Source organism: Streptococcus parapneumoniae, from assembly GCF_037076355.1.
Lineage (GTDB): Bacteria > Bacillota > Bacilli > Lactobacillales > Streptococcaceae > Streptococcus > Streptococcus parapneumoniae.
Genome location: NZ_AP026968.1, coordinates 968,210 through 983,764, shown reverse-complemented (window position 1 = coordinate 983,764; position 15,555 = coordinate 968,210). Strand labels below are relative to the sequence as shown.

At 40.5% G+C, this 15,555-nt stretch carries 12 protein-coding genes and 1 tRNA gene; all 13 read right to left on the bottom strand.

From position 1 onward, the window contains the following. Positions 1-15 precede the first annotated feature (15 nt). Positions 16-1,998, bottom strand: a complete 1,983-nt coding sequence (locus tag SP4011_RS05045) for a PEP/pyruvate-binding domain-containing protein (protein WP_000760348.1) — start codon at positions 1,996-1,998, stop codon at positions 16-18. A 3-nt stretch (positions 1,999-2,001) separates the two neighbouring features. Beyond that, entirely contained in the window at positions 2,002-2,799 is a 798-nt protein-coding gene (locus SP4011_RS05040; protein ID WP_000410458.1) for a hypothetical protein, read from the bottom strand. A gap of 142 nt (positions 2,800-2,941) precedes the next feature. Then, positions 2,942-6,481: a chromosome segregation protein SMC gene (gene smc / locus SP4011_RS05035; RefSeq protein WP_338620163.1), complete on the bottom strand. Its 3,540-nt coding sequence runs from the start codon at positions 6,479-6,481 to the stop codon at positions 2,942-2,944. Further along, entirely contained in the window at positions 6,472-7,170 is a 699-nt protein-coding gene (rnc, locus tag SP4011_RS05030; protein WP_338620161.1) for a ribonuclease III, read from the bottom strand. The genes smc and rnc overlap by 10 nt, the downstream gene beginning before the upstream one ends. A gap of 377 nt (positions 7,171-7,547) precedes the next feature. Next, positions 7,548-7,619 (bottom strand) — tRNA-Arg (locus tag SP4011_RS05025). 66 nt (positions 7,620-7,685) lie between these two features. Next, positions 7,686-8,672: a GMP reductase gene (locus tag SP4011_RS05020; RefSeq protein WP_173278661.1), complete on the bottom strand. Its 987-nt coding sequence runs from the start codon at positions 8,670-8,672 to the stop codon at positions 7,686-7,688. Between the two features lie 196 nt (positions 8,673-8,868). Continuing rightward, positions 8,869-9,648 carry an L-threonylcarbamoyladenylate synthase gene (locus SP4011_RS05015; protein ID WP_000160498.1) on the bottom strand — a complete coding sequence of 260 codons (780 nt, stop codon included), beginning with the start codon at positions 9,646-9,648 and terminating at the stop codon, positions 8,869-8,871. Positions 9,649-9,675: 27 nt separating this feature from the next. Continuing rightward, positions 9,676-10,269, bottom strand: a complete 594-nt coding sequence (gene leuD / locus SP4011_RS05010) for a 3-isopropylmalate dehydratase small subunit (protein ID WP_000410620.1) — start codon at positions 10,267-10,269, stop codon at positions 9,676-9,678. A gap of 9 nt (positions 10,270-10,278) precedes the next feature. Then, a complete protein-coding gene (gene leuC, locus SP4011_RS05005) occupies positions 10,279-11,661 on the bottom strand; it encodes a 3-isopropylmalate dehydratase large subunit (protein ID WP_338620159.1) in 1,383 nt (460 codons plus the stop codon). A gap of 3 nt (positions 11,662-11,664) precedes the next feature. Further along, positions 11,665-11,934, bottom strand: a complete 270-nt coding sequence (locus SP4011_RS05000; protein ID WP_049539794.1) for a DUF1294 domain-containing protein — start codon at positions 11,932-11,934, stop codon at positions 11,665-11,667. Further along, positions 11,931-12,968 carry a 3-isopropylmalate dehydrogenase gene (leuB, locus tag SP4011_RS04995; protein ID WP_338620158.1) on the bottom strand — a complete coding sequence of 346 codons (1,038 nt, stop codon included), beginning with the start codon at positions 12,966-12,968 and terminating at the stop codon, positions 11,931-11,933. The genes SP4011_RS05000 and leuB overlap by 4 nt, the downstream gene beginning before the upstream one ends. Positions 12,969-12,979: 11 nt before the next feature. Beyond that, the gene (locus SP4011_RS04990) at positions 12,980-14,542 is read right to left on the bottom strand and encodes a 2-isopropylmalate synthase (RefSeq protein WP_338620156.1); all 1,563 of its coding nucleotides are present in this window, start codon (positions 14,540-14,542) and stop codon (positions 12,980-12,982) included. A gap of 313 nt (positions 14,543-14,855) precedes the next feature. Next, the gene (locus SP4011_RS04985; RefSeq protein ID WP_338620154.1) at positions 14,856-15,512 is read right to left on the bottom strand and encodes an MmcQ/YjbR family DNA-binding protein; all 657 of its coding nucleotides are present in this window, start codon (positions 15,510-15,512) and stop codon (positions 14,856-14,858) included. Between the last annotated feature and the right edge of the window lie 43 nt (positions 15,513-15,555).

Here is a 15,555-nt window from a genome sequence, read left to right as displayed (position 1 = left end):
GCTTATTGTCTGACATTAAATAATTAAATCTATCGTATCTTTTGCTATCTTTCTTTCATCTAAGATAATTGCTGGTACTTTTCTTTCACGCAAATGAATACTCAAATGACCTAACACGGAGCCTGATTTAAAAATAAATCCCGATACTTTATTTAATAAAGGAAATAAACTTATATCTGGATAAGGTGCTAGCAATATAGGATTGGAAACTGTTGATATTTTCATTTCTAATTCTTTCAATATAGAGTTATTCTCAACATTTTCCATTTCGTTTACACTAGGTACAACGCTAACTAAGGTTTTATTTTGCATCGCTAGCTTAGAAAATAAAATCTCATCCAGCTCTATAATATTTCCAGATAAAGATCCAGTGGAAATCACACGATACCCTTCAATAGTTTGATAGTTATCATTGATAACTGATTTATCGTCGGACATATCATATACTAAAACCCCTCTATCAGTTAATACCCACTCTACGACCACACCCCTATATTCTATATCTAAGGTTGTCGTTATATCTCGTATTTGATTCAAATGTTCATTTGAGATTTTTGGTACCGGTTCATAATAATCCACTCTAACCGAATTGTTTGTTTGATCAAAAGAATACTGTATTTTCTGTTCAGAAATACACTCATGTATTTTAATCCCATTAACAGAAAGAATAACCTCAGACATATAATTTATCACTTCATTCTTCAAGCCAATCAAATCACCTACAATGTATTCTATTATAATGTTCTGGTTTAATATTTTAGAATAGCCAGACAAAATTGGTTTATGAAATTCAGTTACCCAAACTATGCTAATCCCACCCAACATAGCAATTGAATCTATTGAAGTGCTAAATTCACTTCTATTTATTATCTTATTTTGTTTTTTCCCATCCTGAGTCTCAAATATAAGTAATAATTCTTGACTTGAAAATATCCTATCAATCTCACTCTGAATTGTAACCTCACTTGCTCTAACTTTATCAAATACTAAGAATCCAAGTCTATAATCTCTGTTGATACCTGCATTACGGAGGATTTGTTTCATCCAATGTCGCTTCTTCCATTGCTTAGAAATCAGCCCCTTTTGAAATTTCGGGAACCCCATTTTATGCACTTCGTCTGAATCTAAATCGATGAAAAAGCACTTCTCCTTTTGAGCTCTTTCAAAAAATAAAGGTTTCGTTGTGATTGCTCGTATTTGAAATACAAATAATTGACCATCTTGACTAAGTCCCCATTCTAAATCTACTCCTGTCTTACTAAATCCAGCTAATTCTTCAACTTCATAAATTAACTCCTGAATCTTATCTTTATATTCATTATCTTCTTTAAATTGCTTTTCTTCTTGCGTCTCTTCCACTTGCTCGTTATCTATGCTATATATCGAAACATAGTTAATTTCTCCATTAACAACAGATTTATTACTTTTTCCTATCTCTAGTATAAATTCATTTTCCATAGTTAACGGGTTTCTAGAGAATGCCACCCCATTGTATTTTAAGTCAATATACTCTTGAATTAATACCGGAAATATGACATGTTTTTCTTTCCATGTATATTTGTATTTTATATAAGACTCGAATACTCTCATTACTCCACTAACTATGTCAAAATGATTCATTTTGACATTTAACACTGTAGTGTAATTACCCGCACTTGCTGTATCAGTATTATCTTCATTTAATGAGGTACTTCGAATTGCAATCCTTTTATTAACACCATAAGCATCTTCAATCTCATTGAATAAATCATTCCAAAGTGGATTATACTTTGAATCTATTAATTTCTTCTGTAGTAAATTTCCCAAATTTGTAGAATCACTATTAACATCAAAGAAATCACTCCCTATTAAATCCATTAAAAACTCTGAAGAAATGGCGTAAGAATGTGGGGTTTTGACTTTTATTTTTTCTAATAAATTTACATAATAGGCCTTATTACCTATCGTCTTTTTAGTTATATTATTTGCACCATTTAAATTAATTAAGTATTTTTTCATAGATTACCCTTTAAATAAATTTTTATAAATCTTCTTTGGAATAGGACATGTATATTTTGCCGCAGATAAATTATCTGGCTTATGTCCTAAAACTCGCTCTGTATTTTTAAAAGAAAGCTCCCATAAAGCATCTTGCTTCCTTGGTTCTATCATATCTACTGGCATATCAGCATTGTGAGCATCACTAACATTTTTAGCCTTATGATACATGCGTCCAGTATCTTTAACCTTTAACCTTATTACGATTTGTGTAATTGGACATTGCCTAGTTGCTGGAAAATTACTAAACGGTCCCAGTGCCATTATCCATGAGTTATTTTTATTACCCGAGATATCCAGTCTGAGTGAAAGTAATATTAATTCCTCAGAATATTCTTGAGTATTTTCAATAAAAAATGGAGTGTACTCTACTAGTGACTGAATTAACTCTGCAAATCTAACATCAGAATCAATATTTGGAAATAATATTGATAGTACCTCATCTCCTGAAGCTTGCAAATGTTCATTAATTCTACCATATAGCTTACTTATTGAAGATTTAGTGTACTCAGATTCTTTCTCAACAATAAAACGCCAACCGAATTTATCAGCATCACCTGCCATATATTGCGCAAATCCACAGCCAACTTGACCTTGCTTAAACCAATTTTGTGTTAACTCGATAACTAACTCGTCATTCTCCAAAACCTCGTTTTTAGGAATATTATATTTCTTGGAAATATACTCTATATAATCATCTCTATCAGAATAAAATTTACCACTTATATAGTTAGATCTCTTCAATTTTTTAAACTTTTCCATTACAATACCCCGCTTTTTTATATCTTTATAATAAACTATTTTCAGAATATCTTCAACTGCAGCTCTTATTTCATGGTTTAGATAAAAATTAAATATTGTATCAATTTCCTTATCCCGATTTCTGTTGCTACTAGTTTAATTGTCATCCTTCAATACTTTCTAAATCTTTTAACTTAACCGAAACAATTTTTGAGACACCTGACTCTTGCATGGTCACTCCATAGATAGAATCAGCCGCTGCCATGGTTCCCTTACGGTGGGTTACGACGATGAACTGGCTGTCCTTGTCAAAGCGGTTGAGGTAATCCCCAAAACGCTTAACATTAGCTTCGTCCAGCGCAGCTTCTACCTCATCCAAGATGACAAAAGGAATGGTCTTGACACGAATAATGGAGAAAAGCAAAGCAAGAGCTGATAAGGCTTTTTCACCACCACTCATGAGGTTAAGAGACTGGATTTTCTTACCTGGAGGTTGAACAGAAATCTCAACCCCAGCTGTCAGCAGGTCTCCTTCAGTCAAAATGAGGTCCGCTTGACCTCCGCCAAACATCTGTTTGAAGGTCACTTTAAAGGACTCACGAATAGCTTCAAACGTTGATTTAAAGCGTTCCTTTACCTCATCATTCATCTCTGTGATGGTTTCAAGAAGCAGATTTTTCGCTGACAAAATATCATCTCGCTGGCTATTTAGGAAATCCAAACGGTTGTGGACTTCTTCGTACTGGTCAATAGCATCCAAATTGACAGGACCCAGTGAGCGAATAGCCTTCTCTAATTCCTGCACCTCTTGCTCTGCCAGATTGAGGTTTTTCAATTCATGTGCCTTTTCTAGTGCTTCAGTATAGCTAATCTGATACTGGTCTGTTAATTGACTTTGTAAATGGCGTAAGCGCTCGCTGACCTTTTCTTTCTTAGCTTCAGCACGTGTTTGCTTGCGAATCCACTCTTCATTCTGCTGGCGAGCCTGATCCAAATGACTAGCAATATCATCCAGTTGACCTTCAATATCATCCAACTCAAACTGCTTGCGAATTAAACCTTGTTGGAGGTTTGTTTTCTGAGTTTTAGCTTCTTCGGCCTGCTGACTGAGTAAATCCGTATCAACTTTCTCAAGATTGTCAACCTTTTCTTGAAGAAGGCGCTGAATTTCCTCTTGCTCGATATCTAAATTGTCCAATTCCTTGCCTAAACGTTCAATATCAGCAACTTCATAACGTTTTTGCCCTTGCAGTTCTGTCTTAAGCAAGCGAGCTTGCGCTAGCTCTTCCTGCAAGTTCTGATAACGTTCTTGGATGGCATTTTTGTTAGACTTGATCTCTTCAATCTCAGCTTCCAGATTTTGCTTGTCACTGGCGATAGTAGTAAGACGCTCTTGGCATTTTTCCTTATCTGCTTGCCAATCTCCGTCAGAAAGACGATTTAATTCCTCTTCTTGGAGTTTCCAAAGAGTTTCTAGTTCCTCAACTAGCTGACTGGTCTGCTGATAAGCGAGGGATAAGCCCTGCTCCTGAATACGAGCCTGCTCACCCTGAGATTTGATGGCTTCTAATCTTTCTGTCAGTCTAGCCACCTCCTCTTGCAAGGTCTTCAAACTCTCTTCATCTTTACGCAAGCTTGCTTCTTCTTCAGCAATTTCTTTTTGTAATTGCTCCAGTTCTGGCTTGATGAAGATACTATTATTCTGGCGATTGGCACCACCTGCATAAGAACCACCTGTGCGCAACTCTGTACCATCCAATGTCACCATACGAACCTGATAACGAACCTGGCGCGCTGCTGCACGCGCATGTTCTACGGTATCAAAAATCGCTGTCGTGGCTAGCAAGTTTTTGAAAATGGCTTCTAGTCTCTTATCAAACGACACCAACTCATCTGCCATCCCAAGAAAACCTGGGCTTGCAGCGATAGCATCTTGATTCTGGCTAGAAATCGTACGCGCCTTGATCGTTGTCAATGGAAGGAAGGTTGCACGACCGGCTCTGTTTCGTTTAAGGAAATCAATGGCTTTGGTTGCCGACTCTTCATCTTCTACGATGATATGCTGGCTGCTGGCTCCAAGCGCAATCTCTAGGGCAGTTTGATAATGCACATCAAAAGTCAGGTGCTCACTGACTGCACCAATAATCCCACCAAGGCGATCTTTTTCTTGGAGAACACTCTTAACACCTGCATAAAAGTTACTATGATTTCTCAGAATATTTTCCAAACTCTGAGCTCTGGCCTGCTTGTTTTTGAGATTATCCAGACGGTCAAATAGTTGACTTTGTTGAGCTTGATAGGAAGCTTTCTGCTCCTCTTGCTCCTTGGCAATAGCTTGATAATCGGCCAATAATTTTTGAACCTGCTCCTTGGCAGTTTCAAGCTCTTCTTTTTGCTGACTAGCCTTCTCTTTAGCTGTAGTCAGCTGTTCTTTCAGCTTTTCTAGTTGATCTGCTTGTTTTTGAGAAAGCTGACGACTATTTTCCAACTCGTTTTCGATACGGGTCAGCTGGTTTGAGACATCAGCTTCTTCTTGTAAAAGCGCCACAAAGCGTTCACGCAAAAGCTCAATCATCTGATCAGGATCATCTGAAAAAGCTAGCAATTCAGCTTCTAAACGATTGAGTTTTTGATTATTTTTGACTAGATTTTCCTCTAACAGAGTTAAAGAGCTTTCTTTATCAGATTTTTCTTGACTTAGTAAATTTCTCTTATCCTCCAAAGCAGCCAAACGAGCTTGTGCTTCCTGTTGATTCAGGGCTACTTGCTCAGATTCCAGTTTAGATAGGGCTAATTTTCTCTCTAAATCACTAATCAGACTAGCCAAGTCCATCAAACTGCCCTGATCTTTGGTCATTTCAGCTTGTAAATCTTGGCGTTGCTTTTTAAGAGTTTGGTTTTCTTCTTCTAATTTTTCACGCTTTTGGTAATAGCTAGTTAAGAGTTCCTGAACCTGTGCCAACTCTTCTGCTGTCGAGTCTAGTTCAGCCTTATTTTCCTTGATTTGAGCAACAAGGACATCCAAGTAAATAGCCTTGCGTTTACCTTCCAAATCTAGAAACTTACGGGTATTTTCAGCTTGCTTCTCAAGAGGCTTGATTTGATTATCCAACTCGTAGATAATATCTTCTAGACGATCCAGATTATCCTGAGTTTGCTGCAGTTTACTCTCAGTTTCTTTTCTGCGAGTTTTGTATTTTAAAACTCCAGCAGCTTCTTCAAAAATAGCTCTGCGTTCCTCAGGCTTGGAATTAAAAATCTCCTCAACCTTCCCTTGGGAAATGATGGAGAAGGAATCTCGCCCCAACCCTGTATCCAAGAATAGATCATGAATATCACGCAGACGAACTTTCTTGCCGTCAATCTTATATTCGCTATCTCCACTACGATAGATATGGCGTTCCACCCTGATTTCTTGGCCTGCATCCTCAATAAATCCGTCATTATTATCCAGAGTCACAACTACAGAAGCATAATTGAGCGGTTTGCGACTTTCTGTTCCGGCAAAGATGACATCCGGCATCTTGCCCCCACGGAGACTCTTAACACTTGACTCCCCCAAGGCCCAACGCAGACTTTCTGTAATATTCGACTTCCCAGAGCCATTGGGTCCAACAACTACCGTCACACCTTGGTCAAAGACGACCTTAGTCTTGTCAGCAAAAGACTTGAATCCCTGAATTTCGATTTCCTTTAAATACATGAATCGAGCCCTTTCTCAACGGCATTTTTGGCAGCTTCCTGCTCTGCTAGTTTCTTAGAACGACCTTGACCTTGACCAATGCTCTTACCTTCGACAAGAACTTCTACATCAAAGACCTTATCGTGTGCAGGACCCGTTTCAGAAATCACCTGATAACGAATAGCCACATCGCCATTGACCTGAAGTAACTCTTGGAGATGGGTTTTGTAGTCTGTAATCATCTCAAATTCGCCTGCTTCAACCTTAGGAATCATGACTTGATAGATAAATTCCTTGACCTTGGCCACATCCTTGTCCAAAAGGAGAGCACCAAGAAAGGCTTCGAAGGCATCACCAAGAATGGTGTCACGATTGCGTCCACCAGACTTTTCTTCCCCCTTACCCAGCTTGATAAACTGATCAAACTGGCAATCACGCGCAAAACCAGCCAAACTCTCCTCGCGAACAATCATAGCACGGAGTTTGGACAAATCACCCTCAGACTTTTTAGGATATTTTTTATACAGATATTCTGAAATCAATAACTGTAGAACAGCGTCTCCTAAAAATTCCAAGCGCTCATTGTGTGAAATTTTTAAGAGGCGATGCTCATTGGCATAACTCGTATGAGTAAAGGCAGTTTCCAGTAAGTTTTTGTCTGCAAATTCGATTGCAAAATGGTTTTTAAGTACAGTTTGTAATTCTTTCATACCAACCTCTTTCTAACTGATAACAGTCCTTTTTATTATATCAAAAAAAGCCCCCTGAGTCACTTTAAAACGGGACTCGAGGAGATTTGGGCATTCTATAAAATATGATTTTCAGTTTTATACTCAATGAAAATCAAAGAGCAAACTAGGAGGCTAGCCGCAGGTTGTTCAAAGCACTGCTTTGAGGTTGTAGATAAGACTGACGAAGTCAGCTCAAAACACTGTTTTGAGGTTGCAGATAGAACTGACGAAGTCAGTAACATACCTACGGTAAGGCGACGCTGACGTGGTTTGAAGAGATTTTCGAAGAGTATTAGGGGCAAATTTGAGGCAGAATAAATAAAAAGCCCTATTAAAGGCTTTTTAGGATGTTTACATCCACCCTGAGGGAATCGAACCCCCATCTCAAGAACCGGAATCTTACGTGATATCCATTACACTAAGGGTGGAAACTTGTTTTATTATAACAGAAATTTGCTCTAATAACAAGTTTTTTTCTAGACGGATAGCCCGTCTTAGTGGGAAGCATCCCCATTCCAGATGGAGTTTTTCACGATAACATAATCAACGTGTTTAAGGTCAGCAACCTGACGTCCACCTGCATAAGAAATAGCACTTTGAAGGTCTTGTTCCATCTCAGTTAAAGTATCTTGCAGATGACCTTTGGCAGGAAGCAAAATGCGTTTGCCTTCCACATTTTTGTAAGCACCTTTTTGGTATTGAGAAGCTGAACCGTAGTATTCTTTGAACTGTTCACCATCGACTTCAATCGTTTTCCCTGGACTTTCGATGTGTCCTGCAAAGAGGGAACCAATCATAACCATGCTGGCACCGAAACGGATAGACTTGGCAATATCGCCATGAGTACGAATTCCTCCATCTGCAATGATTGGTTTACGTGCAGCCTTGGCACACCAGCGTAGAGCAGCCAACTGCCAACCACCTGTACCAAAACCAGTCTTGACCTTGGTGATACAAACCTTACCAGGACCAATTCCGACCTTAGTCGCATCTGCACCAGCATTTTCCAATTCACGCACAGCTTCTGGTGTTCCCACATTTCCAGCAATGACAAAGGTATCTGGCAATTCTTTCTTGATGTGTTGAATCATAGAAATTACGCTATCCGCATGACCATGGGCAATATCAATCGTGATGTACTCAGGAGCATCAGCCTTGAGCTGGCTAACAAAATCATACTCATAATCCTTAACACCAACAGAGATAGAAGCAATGAGCCCTTGATCGTGCATACGTTTGATAAAAGGAATGCGTCCTGCCTCATCAAAACGGTGCATAATGTAGAAGTAACCACCTTTAGCCAGTTGCTCTGCTACACTTTCATCCAAAATCGTCTGCATATTAGCTGGCACAACAGGTAGTTTAAAGGTGTGATTTCCTAAAGTGACACTTGTATCCGCTTCTGCTCGGCTTTTAATCACACATTTATTTGGGATCAATTGAATATCTTCGTAATCAAAAATTGGAAATTCATTTAACATATCGATGTCTCGTTTCTTTTGTAATGACCTACCTATGCTCTCGCATCACTACGCCTTTTCCGACGTTTCCTTAATTAATTATAAACCAAAGTACAGTTTTTGTCAAATATTTTTATAAATAAAAACATATCGTTCGGGTTTTATTGTGTAAATAACAAAAGAAAGGAGAGATTATTTTCTCCCCACTTCCTACATTCTAATAATACTCACCCTGACGGTAGTCCCATGAGTTAAAGGTATCTGACAGGTGCATCATGATTTTATCAATGTCAAGCCCTTTGCGGATTACAACTGGAGCTGGTGAAGTTGAGCGAGCTCCTCCTTGTTCTGGAATGAGTTTGCCGTCTTTATCGACCATAGAGACCATCACACCTTGCTCGTAGCGTGTTTCAATCGTTTTGTCAGGTTGGATAGATGCCACATAGTCATCTGCTTCAATGACAAGGTCCACTGCTCCTTCGATGCGTTCTCCGATACCTTCTACCTTACCACGGTTTCCTTTTCCAGATGGGTTTGCAGATGAGGCATAGACCATCTTGCCTTCTTCCCAAAGTTTGGCAGCCAATTGTTCACCAGCTTTCCCAAACTTGATAACGAAACAGCTAGTACCACGAACGTCAGTCATCAGTTCTTCACGGCCATCCCCATAAGCTTTCAATTTCTCAAAGGCTTCTGGTTTCCAAGGAAGGATACAACCAAGAAGAATATCTTCATCCCAATGTTTTTGGTAGAAGGCTTCAATTTCTGGATTGAGTTGTGCTAAAGCACGAAGCTCATCCATGCTACCGCAGAGAACAACACCTGGTTTGTTACGATTACGCTCTTTGGCTGCGAACTTGCGTTCAAGACCTGCCTTGTCACTAGTCATAATAATGTAACCAACTTTTGTAGGGCAAACGATACATCCGCCCTCACCTTTTAAAATGTCATAGCCTTCTTGTGAAAGTGTTCCGTTCCATTGAATGTGTTTTGTCATAGTTCTATTTCCTTTTCTATTTTTCTTCTAATCCTGCCAGTAGGCTGGTCGTTGTTTTTCATAAGCAGCAATCAAATCTTCATACTGCAAGGTAATACCGATATCATCCAAACCATTTAAGAGTTTGTGTTTCCACTCACTATCGATTTCAAAAGTGAATTCTCCAATTGGTGAGATGATTTTTTGTTGTTCCAAGTCCACAGTTATCTGGTCACTTGGTTTTAGCTGTGCTAGTTTCTCTCTAACCTCTCTGGGCTGTACAATAGGCAACATGCCATTATTGAGTTCATTATTGTAATGAATATCACCAAAAGATCCTGCAATTACGACCTTGAAACCATAGTCCGCTAGAGCCCAAGCTGCGTGTTCCCTCGAAGACCCTGCCCCAAAGTTATCCCCTGAAATGAGAATACTAGCTTTACGATATTCAGGTCGGTTAAAGACAAAGTCTGGGTCCTCAGTATACTTGTCATCCAAATAACGCCAAGCATACATGAGGTACTTACCAAAGCCTTTTTTATCAATTAACTTGAGAAACTGCTTGGGAAGGATTTGGTCGGTGTCGATGTTATCATTCATGAGAGGAACGGTCGTTCCCGTATAAACTGTAAATTTCTCCATATCCTCTCCTTACTGGGCTTCTGGCATTTTCCGAACATCTACAAAGCGCCCTGCGATAGCTGCTGCAGCTGCCATGGCTGGACTGCAGAGGTGAGTCTTAGCACCAAATCCCTGTCTGTCTTCAAAGTTGCGGTTGCTGGTTGAGGCACAGTGAACGCCATCTGGAACCTTGTCAGGATTCATCCCCAGACACATGGAGCAACCAGGGTCTCTCCACTCAAAGCCAGCATCTAGAAATACCTTGTCCAAGCCCAACTTCTCAGCAGCTCGTTTGACAGGACGAGAACCTGGGACTACGATAGCCGTTAAGTTGGGGGCTATTTTCTTTCCTTTGACAAATCGCGCAGCCAGTTGCAAGTCACTGAGACGAGCATTGGTACAAGAACCGATAAAGATATAGCCTAGTTCAATATCAGCTGGCTTTTGACCAGGCTCCAAGTCCATGTAATTGTAGGCTCGCTCATCATTCATATCCTTAATTTCTGGGAAACTGCTGTCAAAGTCAACTCCCATAGCAGGATTGGTTCCCCAGGTTACCATAGGAGCTAAGTCTGAGACATCCATCTGGATAACCTTATCGTAAACAGCATCATCATCGCTGACAATTGTTTTCCAATCAGCCACAGCCTCCTCGAAATCTTCGGGAACACACTCGCGTCCCTTGAGATAGTCATAGGTGGTTTGATCTGGATTCATGATTCCCATCTTAGAGCCAAACTCGATGGACATATTGCAGATGGTCATTCGCTCTTCCATGCTCAGTGCATCAATCGCTTGCCCACGATATTCCACCACATAGCCAACACCACAGGCAACACCGTACTTGGCAATCAAGGCGAGAATATAATCCTTAGAATAAACTCCTTTTTGAGGAACACCTGTAAATTCCACCAGCATTTTCTTAGGTTTGACCTGCCAGAGGGTCTGGGTAGCAAAGACATGCTCGACCTCGCTGGTCCCAATTCCAAAGGCGATAGCTCCGAAAGCTCCGTGGGTTGCCGTATGGCTGTCCCCACAAACAATGAATTTTCCTGGTTGCGTCCGTCCTGTTTCTGGACCTACCATGTGCACGATTCCCTGTTTTTCAGAACCGTGGGCCGCATGTTCAATCCCAAATTCCTCAACATTCTCAGCTAACTTATCAATTTGCGCTTTCGAAATGACATCTCGAATATCGTAGATATTAACCGTTGGGACATTGTGGTCAAAGGTTCCAAATGTCAAGTCTGGTCGTCTCAATCTGCGCCCTGTATCTCGCAGTCCTTGAAAAGCCTGAGGACTGGTCACTTCATGAATATAGTGCTGGTCCACATACATGAGTTGAGGCTGCCCCTCTTCTCCCGTGATGACATGTCGGTCCCATAATTTATCAAAAATCGATTTTCCTGCCATCCATTACCTCCAAATAAAATATAAGGCTACTAGTGTGGTCACCATCCCGAGAAACCAAACTGTCTTAAAGTACCATTTTCTAGTCTTGTGATGAAAAGTAATTCCTGCTAACCAAGCTCCAAAACCACCACAAGTAAAGGCTAAAATGAGTAAGATTTTCTCTGGGATGCGCCAAGCTCTTCTCCTTGCCTTGGATTTGTCAATACCATAAATCAAGAAAACCATGACATTCCAAATCAAAAGGACTAGAGTAATTTTTTCGTCTAACTTCATAACCTTGCAATAATAGCTTCCGTCATTTCATTGGTCGAAGCCTGTCCACCTATATCTCTCGTTAAAATGCCAGCCGCTAAACTTGCCTCAACAGCACGCTCGATACGTTCCGCATCCTCATAACGTCCAAAACTGTCTCTCAACATCATGGCAACTGATAAAATCATGGAAATAGGATTAGCAATTCCTTGACCTGCAATATCAGGTGCTGAACCGTGAATGGGCTCATAGAGGCTTGGACCCTTTTCAGAATGACTAGCTGATGGCATGACGCCAAGCGTGCCAGATAGAACGCTTGATTCATCAGAGAGAATATCTCCGAAAAGATTCTCTGTCACGATAACATCAAACTTGGCAGGATTGGTAATCATAAGCATAGCAGCTGAGTCGACCAATTGGTGTTCCAAGGTCACATCTGGAAAATCCTGTGCGACCTTCTCAGCTACTTTCCGCCAGAGTTTTGAGGTCGCTAACACATTTTGCTTATCGATGCTGGTAAGGATTTTTCTGCGATTTCTTGCAATTTCAAAGGCCTTACGAATAATCCGCTCCACTTCCTCATAACTATAGTCGTTGATATCACGCGCTTTTCTTTCTTCAAGGATATGATCCCCAAAATAAATTCCACCTGTCAACTCCCGTACCACGACAAAGTCTACACCAGCAATTCGTTCCGGTTTGAGTGGTGACAAATGCTTGAGACTGTCAAAGATTTTTACAGGGCGAATATTGGCGTAAAGATTGAGTTCCTTACGGAGAGCCAGCAAGCCTTGTTCAGGTCGAACCGTTGCACTATCATACTGAGGACTACCGATAGCTGCTAGTAGGATAGCATCTGCTTCTCTACATGCCTTGAGAGTTTCATCAGGTAAGGGATGGCCCGCTGCATCAATACCTGCACCTCCGAAGGGGCGTCTGTCAATATCATAGTCAAAATCTGTTTTTTCAGCTAGGGCTTCCAGAACCTCTAAACCAGCCTCCATGATTTCTGGGCCAATTCCATCCCCTGCTAGAGCTACTATTTTCTTTGTCATAGTATTCTCCTTTACACACTAGGCATATCGCGATAGGAAACGCTACGTCCCATCTCACCAGCATTCTCTTTTTGAACAAAGGTATTGGCATTGATGTAGGCAATAGCCGAAGCCTTCAACACATCGAAATCAAGACCTGCTGCGTTAAAGATGGTTTCTGTATCTCTGTTTTCAACAGTGACCAAGACCCGAGCTTGAGCATCGATTCCATCCGTCACCGCATCGATAGTGTAGGACACCAAGCGAACGGATTGATTGAAGAATTTGTCAATAGCGTTGAAGATAGCCTCAACAGAACCTTGTCCTGTCGCATTAAATTCGACTTTCTCACCATCCATATTAGCCAGGCTAACAAGCGCTTCAATGTCATTATCTGCATGGGTTTGCAGTTGTAAATCATCAAAATGGAAGCCTTCTGGGTTTTCAATCATAGTTCCAGCGACCAGCGCTCGAATATCTGCATCTGTGATTTCTTGCTTCTTGTCTGCCAGTGCCTTGAACTTAGCAAAGAGTGGTTTGATGTCCTCTTCTGTAAAATCTAGGGCCAATTCTCTTAGTTTCTCAATAAAGGCATGGCGACCTGACAATTTTCCAAGCGGAAGACTGTTACTCTTGACACCGACCAATTCAGGAGTGATGATTTCATAAGTGAGAGGATTTTTAAGAACTCCATCTTGGTGAATACCAGATTCATGAGAAAAGGCATTACCACCAACCACAGCCTTGTTTTTAGGAACTGGAATTCCTGAGAAGCGAGAAACCATTTCTGACGTATTGATTGTCTCATTTAGGACAATACTGGTTTCTGCTTGGTAGTAATCTTGGCGAATATTGAGGGCTACTGCAATTTCTTCCAAGGCAGCATTTCCAGCTCTCTCCCCAATACCGTTGATAGTTCCTTCAACACGTCCTGCCCCATTCTTGACGGCAGCAAGGCTATTAGCTACTGCCATTCCAAGGTCATCATGACAGTGTGGTGAATAGATAATCTGACGATCTGTCTTGACATTCTCAATCAAGTGTTTGAAGATGGCTCCATATTCCTCTGGTGTGGTAAATCCTACCGTATCAGGAATATTGATATAAGACGCCCCTGCATCAACCGCTGTTTGAACAACTTGTAAGAGGAAATCCAACTCTGTTCTAGTCGCATCCTCAGGAGAGAATTCGACCACTTCAAACTTAGAACGGGCATAAGAAACATGCTCCTTAATAGCTTCCAGAATCTCTTCCTTGCTCTTATTGAGCTTATACTTGCGGTGAATCGGACTGGTAGCGATAAAGACGTGAACCTGTGGATACTTGGCGTCCTTGAGGGCCTCATAACAAGCATCAATATCAGACTTGACAGAGCGTGCCAAACCAGTCACCGCTGTTTTTTTCAAGACCTTGGCAATCTCCTGCACTGCCGTAAATGAGTCTGGGCTAGCCGCTGGAAAACCAGCTTCGATTGCTGAAATACTCCATTTCTCCAGCTGCCTTGCTATGGCAATTTTTTCTTTGATTGAAAAGTTAACACCGGGTGTCTGCTCTCCATCCCGAAGGCTGGTATCTAGAAATTCAACTGTTCGCATAAGATTTCCCCTTTTCCAAATGTGATTTTAAAAAAACATCTCGCTCAGAAACCCAAGCGAGATGTTGATTTACTCCCGCTTGGTAAGCCAAACAGGACTAATGCTTTTTGCACTAGCCCGAGTACCTCAACAACAAAGCAAATTGATTAAACTTAGCTGTTTTCATGTTTGACTTTCTCCTTCGTTTGATATCTTGTTTAGTATTTTAGCATAGGCAAAAGCACTTGTCAAGAAAAAATCCAATATTTTCTGAAAATTTCTTCAGTAGAGAATATTTAGCTAATTGAAAGTTATTGAAAATCCTTGAAATATTTCATTTTTTAGAAGTTAAATTCCAGCTTCTTTCTATCAATTCCAGTACTTCTTCATCTGATAAAGTATCATCAAGCGCCACACTAATCCAGTAGCGTTTGTTCATATGAAAAGCTGGATAAATGCCCTTTTGTGAAAGCAAGTCCGCTACTTGGTCGTGTTTGAGATTGACTGCTTCCACTTGTCCTTCTCTGCCCTTTTCCAGCTTATCCCAAGAGATTTTCATCAAAACAGCATACCACTTTTTATTGCCTTCATGTCTTAAGACTGCCGTATCAGGTGATTTCTCCCACAGATATTCCAACTGATTACCATATTTTTCCTGAATCTGAGCCATGATACGCTTAGTCTGAGGACAGATAAAATCTTGCACATCAAAACAAACCTTCCGAATCTGGTAGAGAATCTCCAGACAAGCCTCACGGACACTTGCAACAAAACTTCCTGTCATACTTTCCATATGAACTTGAGGATAGAGGTCGCCCGTTTCCTGATCAAAGACCTGAAAACTCACATTATCAGTAGTGATGGAGACTGTCATGACAAAGTCACCCTGCAAAATCTTGGAGCTATAATTCCAGACTTCCCCATTTTCTACAAGACCATAGGCATGAGCTTTTTCTTTATTAAACTGATAGGATTTAAAAATTTCAAACATAAGTGAAAACTGCTACCCAAAGCTAGCAGTTCCTTTCTATTTT

What these genes read in the sequence shown, in the direction of transcription:
- SP4011_RS05045 (WP_000760348.1), bottom strand. Translation starts at nt 1,998, where the DNA reads ATGAAAAAATACTTAATTAATTTAAATGGTGCAAATAATATAACTAAA.
- SP4011_RS05040 (WP_000410458.1), bottom strand. Translation starts at nt 2,799, where the DNA reads ATGGAAAAGTTTAAAAAATTGAAGAGATCTAACTATATAAGTGGTAAA.
- smc (WP_338620163.1), bottom strand. Translation starts at nt 6,481, where the DNA reads ATGTATTTAAAGGAAATCGAAATTCAGGGATTCAAGTCTTTTGCTGAC.
- rnc (WP_338620161.1), bottom strand. Translation starts at nt 7,170, where the DNA reads ATGAAAGAATTACAAACTGTACTTAAAAACCATTTTGCAATCGAATTT.
- SP4011_RS05020 (WP_173278661.1), bottom strand. Translation starts at nt 8,672, where the DNA reads ATGTTAAATGAATTTCCAATTTTTGATTACGAAGATATTCAATTGATC.
- SP4011_RS05015 (WP_000160498.1), bottom strand. Translation starts at nt 9,648, where the DNA reads ATGACAAAACACATTCAATGGAACGGAACACTTTCACAAGAAGGCTAT.
- leuD (WP_000410620.1), bottom strand. Translation starts at nt 10,269, where the DNA reads ATGGAGAAATTTACAGTTTATACGGGAACGACCGTTCCTCTCATGAAT.
- leuC (WP_338620159.1), bottom strand. Translation starts at nt 11,661, where the DNA reads ATGGCAGGAAAATCGATTTTTGATAAATTATGGGACCGACATGTCATC.
- SP4011_RS05000 (WP_049539794.1), bottom strand. Translation starts at nt 11,934, where the DNA reads ATGAAGTTAGACGAAAAAATTACTCTAGTCCTTTTGATTTGGAATGTC.
- leuB (WP_338620158.1), bottom strand. Translation starts at nt 12,968, where the DNA reads ATGACAAAGAAAATAGTAGCTCTAGCAGGGGATGGAATTGGCCCAGAA.
- SP4011_RS04990 (WP_338620156.1), bottom strand. Translation starts at nt 14,542, where the DNA reads ATGCGAACAGTTGAATTTCTAGATACCAGCCTTCGGGATGGAGAGCAG.
- SP4011_RS04985 (WP_338620154.1), bottom strand. Translation starts at nt 15,512, where the DNA reads ATGTTTGAAATTTTTAAATCCTATCAGTTTAATAAAGAAAAAGCTCAT.